This window comes from Acrocarpospora phusangensis (assembly GCF_016862995.1).
Lineage (GTDB): Bacteria > Actinomycetota > Actinomycetes > Streptosporangiales > Streptosporangiaceae > Acrocarpospora > Acrocarpospora phusangensis.
Genome location: NZ_BOOA01000089.1, coordinates 1 through 17,152, shown reverse-complemented (window position 1 = coordinate 17,152; position 17,152 = coordinate 1). Strand labels below are relative to the sequence as shown.

Annotated in this window: 11 protein-coding genes and 1 tRNA gene; 7 read left to right on the top strand and 5 right to left on the bottom strand. The window is 69.3% G+C overall.

All coding sequences use genetic code 11. The annotated features are described in order from the left end of the window. The first annotated feature begins 180 nt into the window (after nucleotides 1–180). Together Aph01nite_RS34700 and Aph01nite_RS34695 are read left to right on the top strand one after the other, a co-directional pair. Nucleotides 181–1,599 (top strand): serine/threonine-protein kinase, encoded by a 1,419-nt coding sequence (locus Aph01nite_RS34700; RefSeq protein WP_204045289.1) that lies wholly within the window; start codon nucleotides 181–183, stop codon nucleotides 1,597–1,599. A 159-nt stretch (nucleotides 1,600–1,758) separates the two neighbouring features. Next, a complete protein-coding gene (locus tag Aph01nite_RS34695; RefSeq protein ID WP_204045288.1) occupies nucleotides 1,759–2,229 on the top strand; it encodes a lamin tail domain-containing protein in 471 nt (156 codons plus the stop codon). Here the strand turns inward: Aph01nite_RS34695 and Aph01nite_RS34690 are convergent. The 3 genes from Aph01nite_RS34690 to Aph01nite_RS34680 all read right to left on the bottom strand — a co-directional run bounded on the left by Aph01nite_RS34690 (nucleotide 2,214) and on the right by Aph01nite_RS34680 (nucleotide 7,124). Further along, the gene (locus Aph01nite_RS34690; protein WP_204045287.1) at nucleotides 2,214–2,786 is read right to left on the bottom strand and encodes a hypothetical protein; all 573 of its coding nucleotides are present in this window, start codon (nucleotides 2,784–2,786) and stop codon (nucleotides 2,214–2,216) included. The two genes, Aph01nite_RS34695 and Aph01nite_RS34690, sit on opposite strands and share 16 nt — an antisense overlap. A gap of 80 nt (nucleotides 2,787–2,866) precedes the next feature. Beyond that, the gene (locus Aph01nite_RS34685; RefSeq protein ID WP_204045286.1) at nucleotides 2,867–4,213 is read right to left on the bottom strand and encodes an FAD-binding oxidoreductase; all 1,347 of its coding nucleotides are present in this window, start codon (nucleotides 4,211–4,213) and stop codon (nucleotides 2,867–2,869) included. Between the two features lie 118 nt (nucleotides 4,214–4,331). After that, the gene (locus Aph01nite_RS34680) at nucleotides 4,332–7,124 is read right to left on the bottom strand and encodes an ATP-binding protein (RefSeq protein WP_204045285.1); all 2,793 of its coding nucleotides are present in this window, start codon (nucleotides 7,122–7,124) and stop codon (nucleotides 4,332–4,334) included. 270 nt (nucleotides 7,125–7,394) lie between these two features. Here Aph01nite_RS34680 and Aph01nite_RS34675 point away from each other — a divergent pair. Together Aph01nite_RS34675 and Aph01nite_RS34670 are read left to right on the top strand one after the other, a co-directional pair. After that, nucleotides 7,395–7,463: transfer RNA gene (locus tag Aph01nite_RS34675), tRNA-Ser, on the top strand. A 112-nt stretch (nucleotides 7,464–7,575) separates the two neighbouring features. Next, nucleotides 7,576–9,156 (top strand): TROVE domain-containing protein, encoded by a 1,581-nt coding sequence (locus Aph01nite_RS34670; protein WP_204045284.1) that lies wholly within the window; start codon nucleotides 7,576–7,578, stop codon nucleotides 9,154–9,156. Nucleotides 9,157–9,408: 252 nt separating this feature from the next. Here the strand turns inward: Aph01nite_RS34670 and Aph01nite_RS34665 are convergent, their stop codons facing one another. Both Aph01nite_RS34665 and Aph01nite_RS34660 read right to left on the bottom strand, forming a co-directional pair. Then, nucleotides 9,409–9,528, bottom strand: coding sequence for an LPXTG cell wall anchor domain-containing protein (locus tag Aph01nite_RS34665; RefSeq protein WP_204045283.1), 120 nt, complete (start codon nucleotides 9,526–9,528; stop codon nucleotides 9,409–9,411). A gap of 566 nt (nucleotides 9,529–10,094) precedes the next feature. Next, nucleotides 10,095–11,597, bottom strand: a complete 1,503-nt coding sequence (locus tag Aph01nite_RS34660) for an MFS transporter (protein ID WP_204045282.1) — start codon at nucleotides 11,595–11,597, stop codon at nucleotides 10,095–10,097. Nucleotides 11,598–11,719: 122 nt separating this feature from the next. On the opposite strand from Aph01nite_RS34660, the gene Aph01nite_RS34655 reads away from it, so the two are divergent. The 3 genes from Aph01nite_RS34655 to Aph01nite_RS34645 all read left to right on the top strand — a co-directional run. Next, the gene (locus Aph01nite_RS34655; protein WP_204045281.1) at nucleotides 11,720–12,367 is read left to right on the top strand and encodes a TetR/AcrR family transcriptional regulator; all 648 of its coding nucleotides are present in this window, start codon (nucleotides 11,720–11,722) and stop codon (nucleotides 12,365–12,367) included. Nucleotides 12,368–12,582: 215 nt separating this feature from the next. After that, nucleotides 12,583–13,512 (top strand): molecular chaperone, encoded by a 930-nt coding sequence (locus Aph01nite_RS34650; RefSeq protein ID WP_204045280.1) that lies wholly within the window; start codon nucleotides 12,583–12,585, stop codon nucleotides 13,510–13,512. Next, nucleotides 13,505–17,152, top strand: a 3,648-nt coding sequence (locus Aph01nite_RS34645; RefSeq protein WP_204045279.1) for a DUF7927 domain-containing protein, incomplete at its 3' end; no start/stop codon positions are given. The genes Aph01nite_RS34650 and Aph01nite_RS34645, both read left to right, overlap by 8 nt.

Sequence of the window (17,152 nt, the reverse complement as noted above, 5' to 3'; positions counted from 1 at the left end):
AACTCGGACTCTTCGACGCGAGTGACGCCCTCGTCTCCAGTGCCCTGGCCCCGAGCCGCCGGAGTCCACCTCGCCAGGCGTCAGGGCGCCCGTCCCAGCGTCACCGGCTCACCCGTACGACTCTCACTGGGATAAAAGGTTCAATTGCGAGCGATCCGGAGATCCGGAAGGGTGGCCGTCATGAATGTCGACGCCTCCGTACCGCCCGTGAGGACCATCGGCCCCTACACCCTCGTACGCCGGCTGGGCGAAGGCGGCATGGGCATGGTCTACCTGGCGAACGACGCATCGGGCCGTCGGGTCGCCCTGAAGGTCATGCGTCCAGAGCTGGCGACCCAGGCGGACTTCCAGCGCCGTTTCCAGAAAGAGGCCGAAGCGGCACGGCGCGTGGCGCGCTTCTGTACCGCGCCTGTTCTGGACGCCGGGGTGGACAACGGACAGCCGTACCTTGTGACGGAGTATGTCGAGGGTCCTGATCTGGCTGCCGTGGTCGAGGCGCAGGGCCCGATGACCGGCGCCAACCTGGAGGCGCTCGCCGTCGGTGTGGCCACAGCGCTCGTCGCCATCCATCAGGCCGACGTCATCCACCGCGACCTGAAGCCCTCGAACATTCTGCTCAGCCCGCTCGGCCCACGAGTCATCGACTTCGGTATCGCACAACTTGCCGATACCTTGGCCACCCAGTCCGTGATCGGGACTCCCGCGTACATGTCACCCGAGCACGCCACGGGGGAGCGGGTGACCGCCGCGAGCGACGTGTTCGCCTGGGCGGGCATCATCGCCTATGCGGGAACCGGCCGATCGCCCTTCGGGGTCGGTGGAGCGCCCGAGTTGCTGTACCGGGTCGTACACAATGCGCCGCGTTTGGATGGGCTCGATGAGCGGTTACGGCCGCTCGTGGAGCGGGCGCTGGACAAGGATCCCGCTCGGCGTCCTACCGCGCAGCAGCTCCTGGACCGGCTGCTCGGCCGGGAGAGGGTGACGATCGAGACCGCCACCGAGGTCGTCAACGACATCTGGAGCCCGGTCGAAGGACCTGCGACCGAGATCGCCGCCGGCGCGTTGCGCATGCGGCGGCAGCGGAAGTGGTGGCTCGCTGCCACGGCGGTTCTTGCCGCTGTGGCGGTGGCGGCGGTGTTGCTGCTGGTCGTGCTGCGGCCGGGCGGGGTGTTCGACCAGACGAAGGACGGTCCGCTGGCCCAGCGGGCGGTGTCCGGGGCCGATTACCGCCTGGACGTACAGATCGACTCGTTACGCCGGGCCGGTAAGACGGTGACGGTCAAATGGTCGGTGAAGTACGAGCCGGCCGACCCCGCCGGCGTGTGGAGGCCGGGCAACGTTTTCGGGAAGTCGGGGAACGGCCCTTTCCAGTTCAGCACCGATGGCGTCGTGCTGATCGACACCGCCAACGGCCGCAGGCACGCCACGGCGAACCAGAACGGATGCCTGTGCTCGCCGCTCTACGACAAGGAGTGGAAGAAGGGCGAGACGGCTTTCTTCTACAACACCTATGTCGACGTACCGGAGACGGCCGTGACGGTGGACGTGGACATTCCCACGCTCGGGCACTTCGACAGCCTGCCCATCGAAGCTCCGTGATCCAGCCCCGCGTGATCCAGCCCCGCCGCACCACAGTCGCCAGAAACGAATGGGCAGAAGAATCCCTATCGGATATCAAATCGATATAGGAGCGGACAATGCATATCTAGTGGCATCAATAGGATCCGTTGGATCGTTCCTCACCTCAGGAGTGACCCTGTGCGTATCCGATCTCTCCTCTTAGCCGCCGTACTCGCCGCCGCCGTGGTCGCCATCGCCGAACCCGCTCACGCCGCCGCCCCGGCCGTCCAGATCACCAAGATCTACTACGACTCGCCCGGCTCCCCCGACTACGGCGGAAACAAAAGCCTGAACGGTGAGTACATCCAGATCAAGAACCTGACCAAGAAGGCCATCAGCCTCGAAGGCTGGACCATCCGCGACAAGACCAAGCGGTCCGACCACATCTACACCTTCGACGCCTTCACCCTCCGAGCCGGCAAGACGGTCACCCTCCGCACCGGCAAGGGCACCGACACCTCCACCACTGTCTTCTGGGGCAGAAGCGGCAACACATTCGCCTACATCTGGAACCAGGACAAGGACACCGGATACCTGCGCAACGCCTCCGGCAAACTCGTGGACTCCTGCTCCTACAGCGCGACGAAGCTCGGCTACAAGATCTGCTGATCCCGGCCGGACAACCGCAGCGCCACCGATTCGCTTCGAGGTAATGGGCGTAACAGGGATCGTTTGAGCCCGACCCAGGACCGCATCTCCTCGATCAACGCGGGAGAGGTGACGAAGGCGAGGCAGGGCTGGATCGTGTGGATCTGGTTACGGAGGCGGCGGGATAACCGCACGTCGGAGGGGTCCAGAGGGCGAGGGGTGCAGAGGCCGGCATGGAGCACCTCATCAAGATCGAGCCACTGCCGGAACGGCCCGTAGTGCCTCACCAGGGCGTCCTCAACAGGCTCGTCCTCGGTGAAGCCGGGTAACCGATGCGTCTGAGCCCCGAAGTAGAGGACCGCCCAGTCGTCTTCAGACCGCTTCCGCCACCAGCCGAACTCGACCAGCCCGAAGTCGCAGACCAGATCGGCGAATCGGCGGTCGTGCCCCAACGTGTCTTCGACCTCGGCGAGCGTGCTGGTGTGGTCGAGCCCCAGCACGGTTCCGGTGATCAGCAGATCCGCGAAGAAGTCCAGGTCGCTCGCGGATGCGTGGCCCCAGCCTTTGTCGCGTGGCACCGCTGCCTCCCGTCCGCACCCTGATCCGACGCCGGTGATCCTGCCATGCCGGACTGACAATCCGGCGGGAGAGCGAACGCCTACGCCGGCGGGATGTGGTGGTTGCCGCGGAACACGTCCTCTGGGTCGTACAGGGCCTTGACGCGGCGGAGGCGGTTCCAGGTTTCCGGGTCGAAGAAGGCGCCGACGTCGGCTGGTTCCTCGACGAAGTTCGGGTAGTCGCCGACGCGGTACGGGGCGAAAGCGGCGGAAAGGGCGTCGAGATCCGCCATGACGGCCGGGTGGGCCTCAGGGACGGGGATGACGCCGAGGCCGAGGGCGATGATGGTGCCGGGCAGGGTCGCCCGTGCTCCCGCGCCGGGCTCGGGACGGGCGAGAGCGCCGCCCATGTGCCGGAATTGCACCATCGTGAGCGCCGATCCGGGCCCCGAGATCCGCGCCACCTCCTCGATCACGGCCGACGGCATCTCGTCCACCAGCGCGGTCGTGGTCCAGTACGGCAGCGGCTCCGGCGGATCCATCGCCAGCTCGCTCAGCCCCACCGGCGGCTGCATCGCGAACGTGTCCATCTCAGGGCCCAACCCGCGTAACGGCCGCAGAAGCTCGCGCCCGTCGGCCTCGGTGCCCAGAAAAGCCGCCATGACGATGACGAAGGACCGCCCACGGAAGGGTTCGGGGACGGTGGGCAGCGGGGGGAAGTGCAGGACGGTGGCCCACGAGGTGATCTCGTCGGGGAGGGACGGGAGCAGGTCCGTCCAGGCGTGCAGGATCTCGGAGGTCCGCTCGACGGGGAAGAACATCGCGCCGGCGTAGAGCTCGCGAAGCGGGTAGACGGCGAACTCGACCGCGGTCACGACGCCGAAGTTGCCGCCTCCGCCACGCAGCGCCCAGAACAGGTCTGGCTCGTGGACCGGGTCGGTACGGATCAGGTGCCCTTCGGCGGTGACCATTTCGAGGGCGGTTACCGCGTTGGCCTGCATGCCGTACTTGCGGGAGAGCCAGCCGATTCCGCCGCCGAGCGAGTAGCCGACGATGCCCACGTCCGGCGAGGAGCCGTGGAGGGCGGCGAGGCCGAGTTCGGAGAGACGCGGAGTCACTTTCTCCCATTTGGTGGCGGCGCCGACGCGGACGCGGTGGGCGTCGGCGTCGATGGAGACCTCGGTCAGCGCGGAGGTGTTGAGGATCAGGGTGCCCGCGAGGGAGCCGAGCGGGCCGGGGTTGTGGCCGGTGGCCTGGGCGGCGACGCGGAGGCCGTGCCGGCGGGCGTACGCGATCACGGCGGCGACCTCGCGGTCGTCGGCGGGGAAGGCGATCGCTTCGGGCCGCTGGTCGATCAGCAGGTTGAAGGTTCCGCGGGCGGCGTCCCAGTCGGGGTCGCCGGGCCGTACCACACGCCCGAGACCTCGGGAAATATCGGTGATTGTCATCTGAAGTGCCCTTCGCTCGATGTCTCCGCCAGCATCCGGCGACGGTGGACAGGCGGGCATCGAGGCGGTTCCCGTACAGGCACCCCAAAGATTTCGAGCGACGACCTCTAACAGACCCCTAGGAAATGCTCGCGACCGCCGCGGTGAGCACGCGGTCGAGCTCGGACCGCGACCGGATCCCGAGTTTGCGGTACGCGTTGGAGAGATGGACCTCCACCGTCCCCGGAGTCACGTACAGCTCCTGGGCGATGTCGCGGTTGGTGCGCCCGGCGGCGGCGAGGTCCACGACGCGGCGTTCTCCGGGCGTGAGCGACTGGACCCCGCTGAGCGCGTCCCGCCGCGGCCGGGCCCCGCAGGCGTGCAACTCCGCCCGGACCTGCTCGGCCAGGCGCTCCGCGCCACACGCGCTGGCCACCTCCAGCGCGCGCCGCAGCGGCTCCCGCGCCTCGGTCGGCTTCTTCGCCCGTCTGAGCGTGGACCCGAGCGCGGCCAGCGCCTTCGCGTACTCCAGCCGCGCCGTGGACCTTTCGAGTACGGCCACCGCCTCCCGCAGCCGATCCTCGTCCCGCTCCAGCGTGCCCAGCACCCGTAAGGACCGCCCGAGCGACCCGGGCGCGCCGAACGCCCGCGTGACCTCCAGCTCCTGCCGGGCCAGCTCGACCGCCTCCGCCCTGCGGTCCAGCCGGTCGAGCGCCTCGGCCTTCATCGACCGCCACCAGAGCCTGCCCGGATGCGGGATGGCCTCGCTGTACGCCGCCAGCGCGTCGGCCACGGCCACGGCCTCCTCCGCCCGGCCGTCGGCGAGGAGCAGGACCGCGCGGGTGCCCAGCCACCAGCCTGTCGTGTTCTTTCCGGGATCGACCGTTCCAAGGCGTACCAGAAGGGAGGAGACGTCGGCGGAGCGGCCACGCTCGTGCAGGACCTCGGCCAGGAAGGTACGGCAGATGGCGACGGAGTCGTCGGCGTGGCCCCAGAGCGTGAACTGGCCCTCGGCCGCCCGCAGCGACTCCTCGGCCGCGGCCAGGTCGCCGCGGCGCAGGTGGCTGAAGCCGTGCCAGAGGTGGATCGACGCCGCCGAGAACAGGGAACCGCGCCGGTGCGTGTCGGCGATGAACGGCTGCCAGACGTCGGTCACCTCGGGGCGGTCGGTGATGACGAGGGTGACGATGGCCGCGAACACGATCAGAGCGGGATCGGCCGTCCTGAGGTGGTCGTCGGCGAGCGCCGCGAGGGCCAGCGCGGCGCATTCGTAGGCGTCGCCGTCGGTGCAGACCGCCTCCCACGCGGCCATGGCGGCGAGCATGCGCGAGCCGGGCCCTCCCGTGGGAAGGTGCCGGTACGGGCGGAGCCGCGACAGGCGTTGCGGGTCGCCCGCCATGAAGATAATGGTCATGAATTCGAGCGCTTCGAGGCCCATGCGAAGGTCGGCCAGGTCGTCCGGGAGTTCCCCCGCCGCCCGCAGCGCGATCGCGCCGGCTTCCTCGGGGCGGCCCAGGAACAGCAGGGCCCTGCCGAGCAGGCCGGCCGCGGCGGCGCGGGAGGCGGGGTCGGGTAACTCCTCGTAGGCGAGGGCCAGGTGCTTCGCCGCGGCCGGGCCGCTCGTGAACGCCTCCGCCGCGCCGAGTTCCAGCAGCAGCCGTCCCCGGTCCCGGCCCGCGGGCATGTCGTCGAGCGCGCGCCGCAGGTAGGCGACGGCGCTGTCCGCCGCTCCGGCGTGCGTCGCGTCGCGCGCCGCCTCCCGCAGCAGGTCGGCGGCCCAGCGTTCGCCGCGCGGGGAGGTGTGCAGGAGTTGCGCGGCCACCTGCTCGGCGGGTGCGGCGTGGTCGCGGAGGAGCGCCGCCGCCCGCGCGTGCTGGAGTTCGCGTTCGCCGGGGGAGAGTTCGTGGTAGATCGCGTCGCGTACCAGGGGGTGGACGAAGGAGAGGGGGAGTTCCGGGCGCAGGATGTCGGAGTGGGCGAGGCCGCGTGTCGCGTCGGCCGCGCGTGCCTCCTCGACCCCGGCTAGCTTGGCCACGGCCGGGATGCCAGCTCCGTCGCCCAGCACCGCGACCGCCTGGGCGACCGCCCGCGCGTCGGCCGGCAGGCGGGCAAGCCTCAGCAGGACCGTACGCGACACCGCCCGGGGCCCGATGGCCGTCACCCGCCCGACATTTCCGGCATCTGGGTGTACGCCTTCGCTGCGCAGCGCCGTCACCAGCTGGCTGAGCAGGAGCGGATTGCCTCCAGTGGATTCGTGGCAGACGGCCAGGAACCCGTCATCCGGCGCCACGCCCAGGCGATCCCGGATGAACTCCGCCACGCCGGACCCGGTCAGCGGCCGGGGGCGGATCCTGATCGCGCCCGGGTCGTGCGTGATCTCGCCGATCAACGTGGGATCGGTGCCGGGCTCCGTGTCCCGCAGACCCATGAGCAGCAGGATGGGCTGGCTCTCCAGCCGCCTGGCCAGGTACGCGAGGAACAGCAGCGACGGCCGGTCACACCAGTGCAGGTCATCCACGGCCAGCAGCAGCGGCGCGTCCTCGGCCAGGTTGAGCACGAGCCAGTACAGCCCGTGCAGGGACGCGAACGTGGCGCCCCCGCCGTCCGCGCCGGACCCCAGCTCGCCGAAGATCGCCGCTGCCGGCGCCGCCGCACCGGCGAGCAACGCCTCCCTGCGCTCCGGACCCCTCAGCTCCGCCTCGAACAACTGGCGGACCACGCCGAACGCGAACTCTCCCTCAAGCCCACTGCCCCGGGCCGAGAGCACGCGCATGGAACCCTCCGCGCGGCGGCGGATCTCAGTGAGCAGCCGGCTCTTGCCGATCCCCGCGGGCCCCTCGACCACCACCAGGCGGCCTTCTCCTGCGGTGACCCGCACGAAGTGGGCGTCGAGTTCGTCAAGCTCTCGTCCACGCTCGAACAGGCCGTCCACCCCGCCCATGCTAGGCGCGCGCGGCCCGCATAGCCACGGCTCGATTCCGGGAAACCCTATCCACGAATAATCAGATGTGCTTTCGCGCGTGGGTGGATAACGTAGGAAGTGCTGCAGGTGCGAAAGTTCCGGTTACTTCTCCTTCCAATAGAAACTGTGCCGGCGCTGCCTTTGACCTCTGCGGCCTGAGACTTTCAGCACAACTTCATATGCATCTCTCCGGTGCATCATGCGATGTGATCTCGGAGGGGCACGATGTCAGAAGCGTGCCCGGTGCGCAGGCAACGGTTCCTTCGAATTGAGATCGAGTGGTCGCAGGTTCGAGTCCTGCCGTCCGGCCCTCCCGCCGGGCGTAGCTCAGTTGGCAGAGCGCTGTGTCCGTCGCCGCCTTTGATCTCGGGTACGACTTCTGTCATAAGCCCCTCCATTCGAGTGGAAGGGGGCCTTCGACATGTCCAAGTTCAATTCTCGCAACACCCGGGCGGCCGTATTCAGCCCGGTTGCCACGGAAGCGGTTCCGACCGGGCGTACGCACGAGGGTGCGCCGGGATTCGTACGGGACGCGAAGGGCGAACTCTTTCTGCTCGCGGTGTCGAACATGGTGGGCGAGGACACCTTCTACGAGAAGGCCGACGCGCGGGACGCGCGGTTCCGTGAGCTCGTGCACCGGGTGGCCGTGGAGGACCTCGACTGGATGTCGCGGTTCCTGCCGTGGCTGCGCGGGACGGCGAACATGCGGTCCGCGCCGGTGGTCGCGGCGCTCGAGTCCGTACGGGCTCGCCTTGCCGCCGGTCGGCACGGTGGGAACCGGGAGCTGGTCGCCGGGGTGCTTCAGCGGGCGGACGAGCCGGGTGAGGCGCTCGGCTACTGGATGTCGCGCTATGGCCGTACCATTCCGAAGCCGGTCAAGAGGGGTGTGGCCGACGCGGTGCGGCGGCTCTACACCGAGCGGAACCTGGCCAAGTACGACGGCGAGTCCCGGGGTTTCCGGTTCGCGGACGTCATCGATCTGGTGCACCCGGCTCCGGACGCCGGCAAGGTGAGCTGGCAGGGCGACCTGTTCGCGCACGCTCTCGACCGGCGGCATGGGCGGGACAACCCCATCCCGGAGTCGCTGCGCATGCTTCGCGCCCGCGCCGAGCTGCTGGCTCTGCCGGTCGAGGAGCGGCGTACGGTTCTCATCGACACCGCGCGCCTGGCTTCGGCGGGGATGACGTGGGAGTCGCTGGCGGGCTGGCTGCAGGGTCCGATGGACGCCCAGGCGTGGGAGGCCATCATCCCGTCGATGGGGTATATGGCACTTTTGAGGAACCTCAGGAACTTCGACGAGGCGGGAGTCGGCGACGAGGCCGCCGCGGCCGTCATCGCGAAGCTGTCGGCTCCGGACGAGGTCGCGCGGTCCCGGCAGCTGCCGTTCCGGTTCTACTCGGCCTACCAGCAGGCTCCGTCGCTGCGCTGGGGGCACGCGCTGGACCGGGCGCTGACGCTGGCGACCGGCAACCTGCCGGCGTTCGGCGGGCGCACGCTCGTGCTGGTGGACACGTCCGGCTCGATGAGCACGGGCGCGATCTCGGCCAGGTCGACGATCAGCCCGGTGCAGGCGGCGGCGTTGTTCGGTGTCGCCCTCGCCGCCAAGGGCGAGCAGGTCGACCTGTACGGCTTCGCCACCGGCGTCTTCCGGCACAAGATCGGCAAGAGGGCTTCCGTCCTCAAGGAGGTCGAGAAGTTCTGCGACAGGGTGGGCGAGGTGGGTCACGGCACCCAGATCGGTGACTCCGTCCGCGCCACCTACAAGGGCCACGACCGCGTCGTGATCCTGTCCGACATGCAGACCATGAGCGGGTACGGCGGCAACGTCACCGAAGCGGCTCCCCAGCACATCCCGATGTACGGCTTCAACCTGCAGGGTTACCGGCACGCGGCGATGCGCACGGGGAGCGGCAACCGGCACGAGTTCGGCGGGATGTCGGACGCGACCTTCAAGCTCATCCCCCTGCTGGAGACGGGGAACTCGGCCGGCTGGCCGTTCTAGTCGACAGCTGGACGGCTGAGCTGGATCAGGCGATTGGGAACGTCAGAGGCGTCCCCAATCGCCTGGTCCATGGCCGGGTTATCGGAAAGGGTTCTCGCCGTTATCCGGCGCCGTTAACGCAGGTGATGCTTCTCGCCGCACCGGCGCCGAGAGAGGCTGGCCGATCCTGTACAGATTTGCCGATCCTGTACAGATTTAAGGCCGGATATTCCCGCTGCCATTTCTCATAGCTGCCGTCGTCGTTTGTAAGGCTCAGATGTCGTTTCGGCGGGAGGAGGCTAGGACGAGCATGCCGCCTGCCAGGATGACGACGACGCCGCCGGATATCGCCATTGCGAGGGTTCGTTCGTCGGAGCCGGTGAAGGGCAGCATGTCGAAGCCTCGGGAGCGTGGGGCGCCGGGTTCGTAGGTGGATGAGCCGTCGCCGAACGATCGTGGGTCACCCGGGTGGTGCTGGCGGAAACCGCCTCCGAAGCGAGAACGGCCCTGGTCAGGAGTTCCGGGGTCGTAGTGGTGCGATCGGCCGGACGAGCCCTTTTCGAAGGGTCGCCCGTTTTCTGACGAGCCCTTCTGGAAGGGCTGTCCGCCCTCTGACGATCGCGGATGCCGCTCAGACGGGCCACTCTCACCCGAACCCCTCGGTGGAAGCACCCGTACCGTCACCTTGACTGACGTTGAGCCGATTTCCTCCCCGCCAGAACTCTCTGATGGCCCTTCGGAGGCGTACGCCGGCGTCCAGCCGCCGAAGAGCAACACCATCCCCCACCCAACCGCCGAACATATCCACCGGCCACCCATTATTCCCCCAAATAGATGACACGCCCCCGTATGCGCGTTCTCGGTGGATTTACCCATTAAGGGGCGACTGTCACCAACATCAACCTCCCAAAGACAACCCTTCACGCAAATAAAGATTTTTGGCGATAAATCGGTATTTGTCAGGAGGTTCGCTGCCGGCCCGCCAACTCCACCGGCACGTCGAGCCCGGCCGCCCCCAGCACGTCCTCCGCCTCGACCTCGGCCGCCGTCACCCCGGAAGCCCGCCGGTTACGCGGCAACCCCCACCCGACCAGCACCGCGGCGACGAACATGCTGACCGCCACGACCACGAACACGATCACGAACTGCGACTCGTGCGGCACGTGCCGCTCCAGACCCGGGATGAGGTTCCGCGTCAGCATCGTGACGACGAACGCGGTGCCCAGCGTCATGCCCGTCGACCGGGCGATGGAGTTCACGCTGTTGGCGATCCCGGTCTCCGACGGCCCCACATGCTCGATCAGCAACGTCGGCAGCGCCGCATACCCGAACGTCACGGCGGTGTTGACCGTGAACGTCCCGACGACGACCTGCCACGGCGCCGAATGCAGGACGGCCAGCATGAGGAATCCCGCGAAGGCCAGCAGCATCGACAGCACCAGGGTCGCCTTCGCGCCGTACCGGGTGACCAGGCGTCCGCCCAGCGGCGCGGTGACGACTCCTCCCGCGGTGCCGGGCAGCAGGTAGACGAGGCTCGCGGTGAGCACGGTGGCGCCGAAGCCGTACCCGGCGATGGCGGGAGGGGTCTGCACGAAGGAGGAGACCGACAGGAAGACGCCGAACATCGAGACGCCGAGGAACAGCCCGGCCACGTTGGCGAGGACGATCGGGCGGTAGGTGAGCATGCGCATGCTGACCAGCGGCTGCGCGATCCGCCGTTCCACCAGCACGAAGACCGTGAAGACGACGACCGCGCCGGCGAGCAGCCCGAGGACTCCGGGCGACGCCCAGCCCCACGTGTTGCCCTCCTGGAGCGGCAGCAGGAGCAGCACGAGACCCGCGCCGAGCAGCACCGCGCCGATCCAGTCGATCCGCCCGCCGGCCACGGCCTTCCGCTGCGGCAACATCCAGGCTCCGGCGAGCCCGACCGCGGTCAGCAGCGTCGCCAGCCAGAACAACTGGTGGTAGTCGCCGCCGGACCGCATGAGCAGGCCCGTGATCACCAGCCCGACCCCGGCGCCGACCGCCAGCATGCCGCTGACCAGCGCCATCGCGCCGGTGAGGCGGCTCGGCGGCAGCTCTTCCCTGAGTACGCCGATGGCCAGCGGGAACAGCCCGAAACTGGAGGCCTGCAGAACGCGCGCGAGCAGCAGCAGCGTCAGGTCCGTGGTCGTCGCCGCGAGCACAGAGCCGATCAGGACGACGGTGAACACGCCGAGCATCACCGGGCGTCGCCCCCGCAGGTCGCCGAGGCGGCCGATCAGCGGGGTCAGGACGGCCGCGGCCAGCAGGTTGGCCGTCACCACCCAGCTGACGGCGGTGGCCGAGACGCCCAGGTCCGCCTGGATGTTCGCGACCACCGGCACGACCAGCGTCTGCAGCGCGGAGACCAGCAGGACGCCGTAGGCCGCGACCGGCAGCGCGAAACGGGAGGCCGGCGACGCGTGCGCGCCCTGATACATGACGACTCCTTCGTAAGGGTTGCTCCAGCTGAGCGTAGACAGCTGGTCGATAGTTCTCAACACTGTGTCGAAAATTTAGGATGCGACGTCGATCGTAGGTGACGTCTCGGTAGACTGCTGCCATGCCCGCCATCGGAAGCCGCCGGGGTCCCACGAAGGGTGACCAACGGGAGCGCGCGCTGCTCGAAGCCGCCCGCGCCCTCTTCCGGGAGAAGCCGTTCAGCCAGGTGACCATCGACGAACTGGCGAACGCGGCGGGCATCGCCCGGTCGGGCTTCTACTTCTACTTCGAGTCCAAGCAGGCGGTGCTCGCGGCCCTCTGCGAGGAGGTCATCGGCCAGAACGACCAGGACATGGCCGAATGGCTGGCCTCCGACGGCCTCGACCGCGAGGCGCTGCGCCAGGGCCTGGCCGGCGCGCTCGGCCGGTGGCGCGTGGACGGCCGGTGGCTGCGCGAGGCCCTCGCCAACCCCGACCCGGGAGCGGAGGTCCTGGAGGTCCGCGAGCGCCTCAACGCCAAGGGCTGCTCGATCGTGAGCCGGCGCATCGAACGCGACGCGCGCGCCGGCCTGACCGTGGGCGGGCCGCCCGCCCTGCTCGCGGCGATGGTCATCAAGCTGCGGATCATGATGTTCTCCGAGGCGTACGCCAACCCGGAGGAGTACACCGAGGACGAACTGCTCGACACGCTCACCGACGCGATCCTGCGACTCCTGTACGGGACGGTGCCCGAGAGCGCCGCACCCAAGGCCCCCGCCGCATCGGCCTGACACGCCAGAATCACTCGCGCGGATGAGGTCAAACCAGAAAAGAAGCAGAATCTCCGCCAGTCGCCGTGATCTGCGCAAACCCTGACTTAGAGCCAAACTTTCCGAGCTAAAACCTTTTCCAGGTCTACCGAAGGGAATCCACGACCGCTTCCTGGCGCAACTCTTGGTGATCAAGTGGATACGTTCTGGGATTGATCACCCGTGGAGCGTCTCACTTGAACAATCATTTTCGGCCCTGCGCCGGGCGGCGCCGGCTCGCCATGGGCACGGTCATGTGCCTGCTCTGGCCCAGCACCCCGGCCCTGGCCGATCCCGGCCGGCCGCCGAGCTTCTCGTTGCAGGTGAGCCCCACCCGCCTGGTCATCCCGGCCGGGGCGAAAGCCACCACGCAGCGGTTCCAGCTCACCAACCGGGGACGTGCCCCGTTCGAGGTGAACGTGGAGAAGGCCGACTTCGTCGCGGGTGAGAACGGCGCGCTGAACTTCCAGCCGCAGGCTCCGTACGCGGCGGCGGCGTGGGCGACCGTGGCGCCGACGAACGTCCGGATGGCTCCCGGGGCGACCAGGACCGTGACCGTGCGGGTGGAGGTGCCGCCGGTCCCGGAGCCGGGCGACCACCAGTTCGCGCTGATCTTCAAGGTCCCCGCGGGTGAGAACGGCGCGAACATCAAGATCAACCGTGGTATCGCCACGCCGGTCTTCGTCACCGTTCCCGGGGTGATCGACAGCTCGGTCGAGGTGGCCGGGCTTCAGGCTCCCGAGTTCGTCCTCGGCGGGCCGGTGCCGATCGCGGCGCGGATCCGCAGCCTCGGCACGGTGCACCGCGACTTCCGGGGGCCCACCCGGCTGCACGCCGAGGTCGGCGGCTCCGAGGTGCCCTTCCCCGACTTCACCGTGGTCCGCGGCGCGACCCGCGAGGTCAGCCTCGACTGGAACCCGCCGCTGATGTGCGTCTGCCATGCCACGGTGTCGATCGCGGGCTCCGCCCGTACCGTGCGGATCGTCGTGTTTCCCGTGCATCTGGTCGGCGGGCTGCTCGGCGGGCTGCTGGTGCTGTTGCTGCTCGCCTGGTTCGTACGGCGTCGCTACCGGGCCCGGGTCCTCACCGCGGCCGCCGCGATGAACGACGGCGGGGCCGATGTCTGACGCCCGCCGCCTGGTCTCCCAGGTCGTCACCATGGGCGTGCTGGGCGCGTCCCTCACCGGCCTGACCCCCCGGTACGCGTACGCGGCCGGGACCACGCTCTTCGTCCAGTCGTTCAAGAACAACACGGCGGACGCCGCCTACCCGGTGAATCTGCCCGCGCTGCCTTCGGGCCAGGCCGGCACGAACGTGGCCTGTCTGTCCGCGCGCGGCAACACCTCCAGCTCGGGCCTGCGCAGCTGCACGACCAGCACCGACTCCGCCGGCCTCGGCGCGCTACGGCTCACGGCCAACTCCACCAACCAGGAGGGCGGCCTTTTCGGCGCCACCAGCCTGCCGACCTCGCAGGGACTGGACGTGAAGTTCAACGCCTACCAGTACGGCGGCTCCAGCGGCGCCGACGGCCTCACCTTCGTGGTCGCGGCGGTGGATCCGGCCAACCCGCTGCCGCCCGCCAACATCGGCCGCGCCGGCGGCGCGCTGGGCTACTCCGCGGTGGGCGGCGGCGCGGGCCTGGCCAACGCCTATCTCGGCTTCGGCTTCGACGTGTACGGGAACTTCAGCAACAGCACCTACCAGGGAAGCGGCTGCGCCAATCCCGCGTACATCAGCACGACCGGCGGCCGGGTGCCGGGACAGGTCGTGGTGCGCGGTCCGGGCGCGGGTACCGTGGGCTACTGCGCGATCAACAGCACCGCGACGAACACCAGTTCGGCGGCGGTCAACCTGCGCGGCACCAACCGCGGCAACTCCAAGGTGCCCGTCGAGATCGTCATCAACCCGACGGCGAGCAGCATCGTCACCGCGTCGGGCCTTACCGTCGCGGCCGGTACGTACAAGCTGGTGTTCACGCCGCCGGGCGGAACCGCCAGGACGCTGGACGGCACGCTGCCCGCCGTGCCCTCGACCCTCTACCCGTCGACCACCTGGACCAACGCCGCCGGCATCCCGCGTCAGCTGGCGTTCGGCTGGGTGGGCTCGACGGGCGCGATCACCGACTTCCACGAGATCGACGACGTCGAGGTGACCAGCTTCAACCCGGTTCCGGAGCTGTCGGTCACGCAGACGAGCTTCAACGGTTCGTCGCCGCAGCCGGGTGACCCGGTGACCTACAGCGTGGTCGCCAGTGTGAGCGCCTCGGGAGCGAACGAGACGCTGCCGATCTCGGTGACCGAGACGCTGCCGGCGGGTGTCGTGCCGGTGGGCGCGTTCGGGACGGGCTGGACGTGCCAGGCGCCGGTCGGCCAGAAGATCACCTGTACCAACAGTTCCACGCCGTTCGCCGCCGGGACGACACTGCCCGTCCTCAACGTGATCGGCATCGTCACGGGCAGCAGTGTGACGCCCGCGCTGATCCAGTCGTCCTCCACCGCGGTCGCGTCCTCCAACGACGCCAATCCCGGCATCGCGCAGACGACGACCGCGGGCACGATCCCGGCAGCCCCTTCCGGCATCACCCTCAGCCCCGCGACCAGCACGATCTCGGGCGGGGTCGCCGTGACGGTGAGCGGCTCGAACTTCACCGGGGCGAAGGCCATCGAGATCGGCACGGTGGCCGAGCAGCGCGCCGGCACGCCGGTCGTCCTGCTGCCCTGCCAGTCGGGGCCCGCGCCGAACTGTTTCACGGTCAACGCCAACGGCTCGCTGAGCATCTCCTCAATGCCGTCCCGCTCGTCGGCGGAGACCGTGACCGTGACCGTCGTCACGACGGGCGTCGCCGGTGCCGCGAACTTCGTCTACACCAACACGCCCGCCACTCCGGCCGCGCCGACGGCGACGGCGGGCGTCACCAGCGCCACGGTGACGTGGACTGCTCCCAGCGCCAACGGCAGCCCGATCACCGGGTATGTCGTGACGCCGTACCTGGGCGGGGTCGCGCAGACGCCGCAGACCTTCAACGCCTCGACGACCACCAGGACGCTGACCGGTCTCACGGCCGGTGGCAGTTACACCTTCACCGTGGCCGCGATCAACGCCATCGGCACGAGCGCGGCCAGCCCGCAGTCGAACGCGGTCGTGCCGTACACGGTGCCGGGCCGGCCGACGATCACGGCGGCCACCGCCGGGGACGGCTCGGCCACCCTGACCTGGACGGCACCCGCCAACGGCAGCAGCCCGATCACCTCGTACGTGGTGACGCCTTATATCAACGGAGTCGCGCAGACCCCGCAGACCTTCTCCGGAACGGCGACCACCCAGACCGTCACCGGCCTGACGCCGGGTGTCGCGTACACGTTCACGGTGACGGCCGTTAACGCGGCCGGCCCCGGTCAGGCCTCACTGCCCTCCACCGTGGTCACGCCCAACGCCAACCCGACGCTGACCTTCCCCGCGCCGCCGAGCGGACAGGTGAACGTGTCCTACAGCAACCAACTGACCTTCACCGGAGGCACAGCGCCCTTCGTCTGGTCGGTGAGTTCGGGCGCGTTGCCGCCGGGCGTGACGTTGAACCCGTCGAATGGTCTTTTGTCGGGTACGCCCACGACGGCCGGCAGCTACTCCTTCACCGTCAGACTCACCGACGCCAGCAACCAGAGCGACACGAGGGCGGCGACGATCGTCGTCGCGGCCAGCCCGGCGCTGACCTTTCCTCCGCCGCCGAGCGGGCAGGTCGGCGTGCCGTACAACAACCCGCTGACGGTCTCCGGCGGGACGGGTCCGTTCGTCTGGTCGGTGAGTTCGGGCGCGTTGCCGCCGGGCGTGACGTTGAACCCGTCGAATGGTCTTTTGTCGGGTACGCCCACGACGGCCGGCAGCTACTCCTTCACCATCAAGGTCACCGACGCGAACAACCAGAGCGACACTCGGGCGGCCACCCTGACCGTCGGCGCCGGTCCGCTGATCATCACCAAGACGGCCGACACCACGGCCGCCGCGGCGGGCGGTCTGGTCAACTACACGATCACGGTCAGCAACACCGGGCCCAGCACGTTCACGGGCGCGACCTTCACCGACCCGCTGACGGGCGTGCTCGACGACGCCACCTACAACGGCGACGTGGCCGCCACCCAGGGCACGGCCGGCTTCGCCAGCCCGAACGTGACCTGGACGGGCACCCTCGCCCCGGGCGCGGTCGCCGTCATCACCTACTCCGTGACGGTACGGCAGGCCCACCCCGGCGACGGCGATCTCGCCAACACGGTGACGTCCACCACGCTCGGCGCCAACTGCGTGGACGGCACCGCCGACTCGCGCTGCCGCGCCTCCGTGGGCCTGCTCGAACTGACCATCGCGACGGCGTCGGACAGACAGTCGGCCTCCCCGGGCGACACCGTCCGCTACACGGTCACGGTCACCAACACCGGCACGGCCTCGTACCCGTCCGCGGCCTTCGCCGATTCGCTCTCCGGCGTGCTCGACGACGCGACCTACAACGCCGACGTCACCGCCACCTCGGGTACGGCCACCTACAACAACCCCGTCCTGAGCTGGAGCGGCGGCCTGTCGGCGGGCGCGTCCGCGACGATCACGTACTCGGTGACCGTGCGGTCGCCGGATCCGGGCGACAGGAGCCTGGTCAACACGATCACCTCCACCACCGCGGGCAGCAACTGCCCTGCCGGGGGCTCCGACCCGCGCTGCGCCAAGACCGTCCCGGTGCTGGTGCCGCAGCTGACGCTCACCAGTTCGGTGGACTCCAGC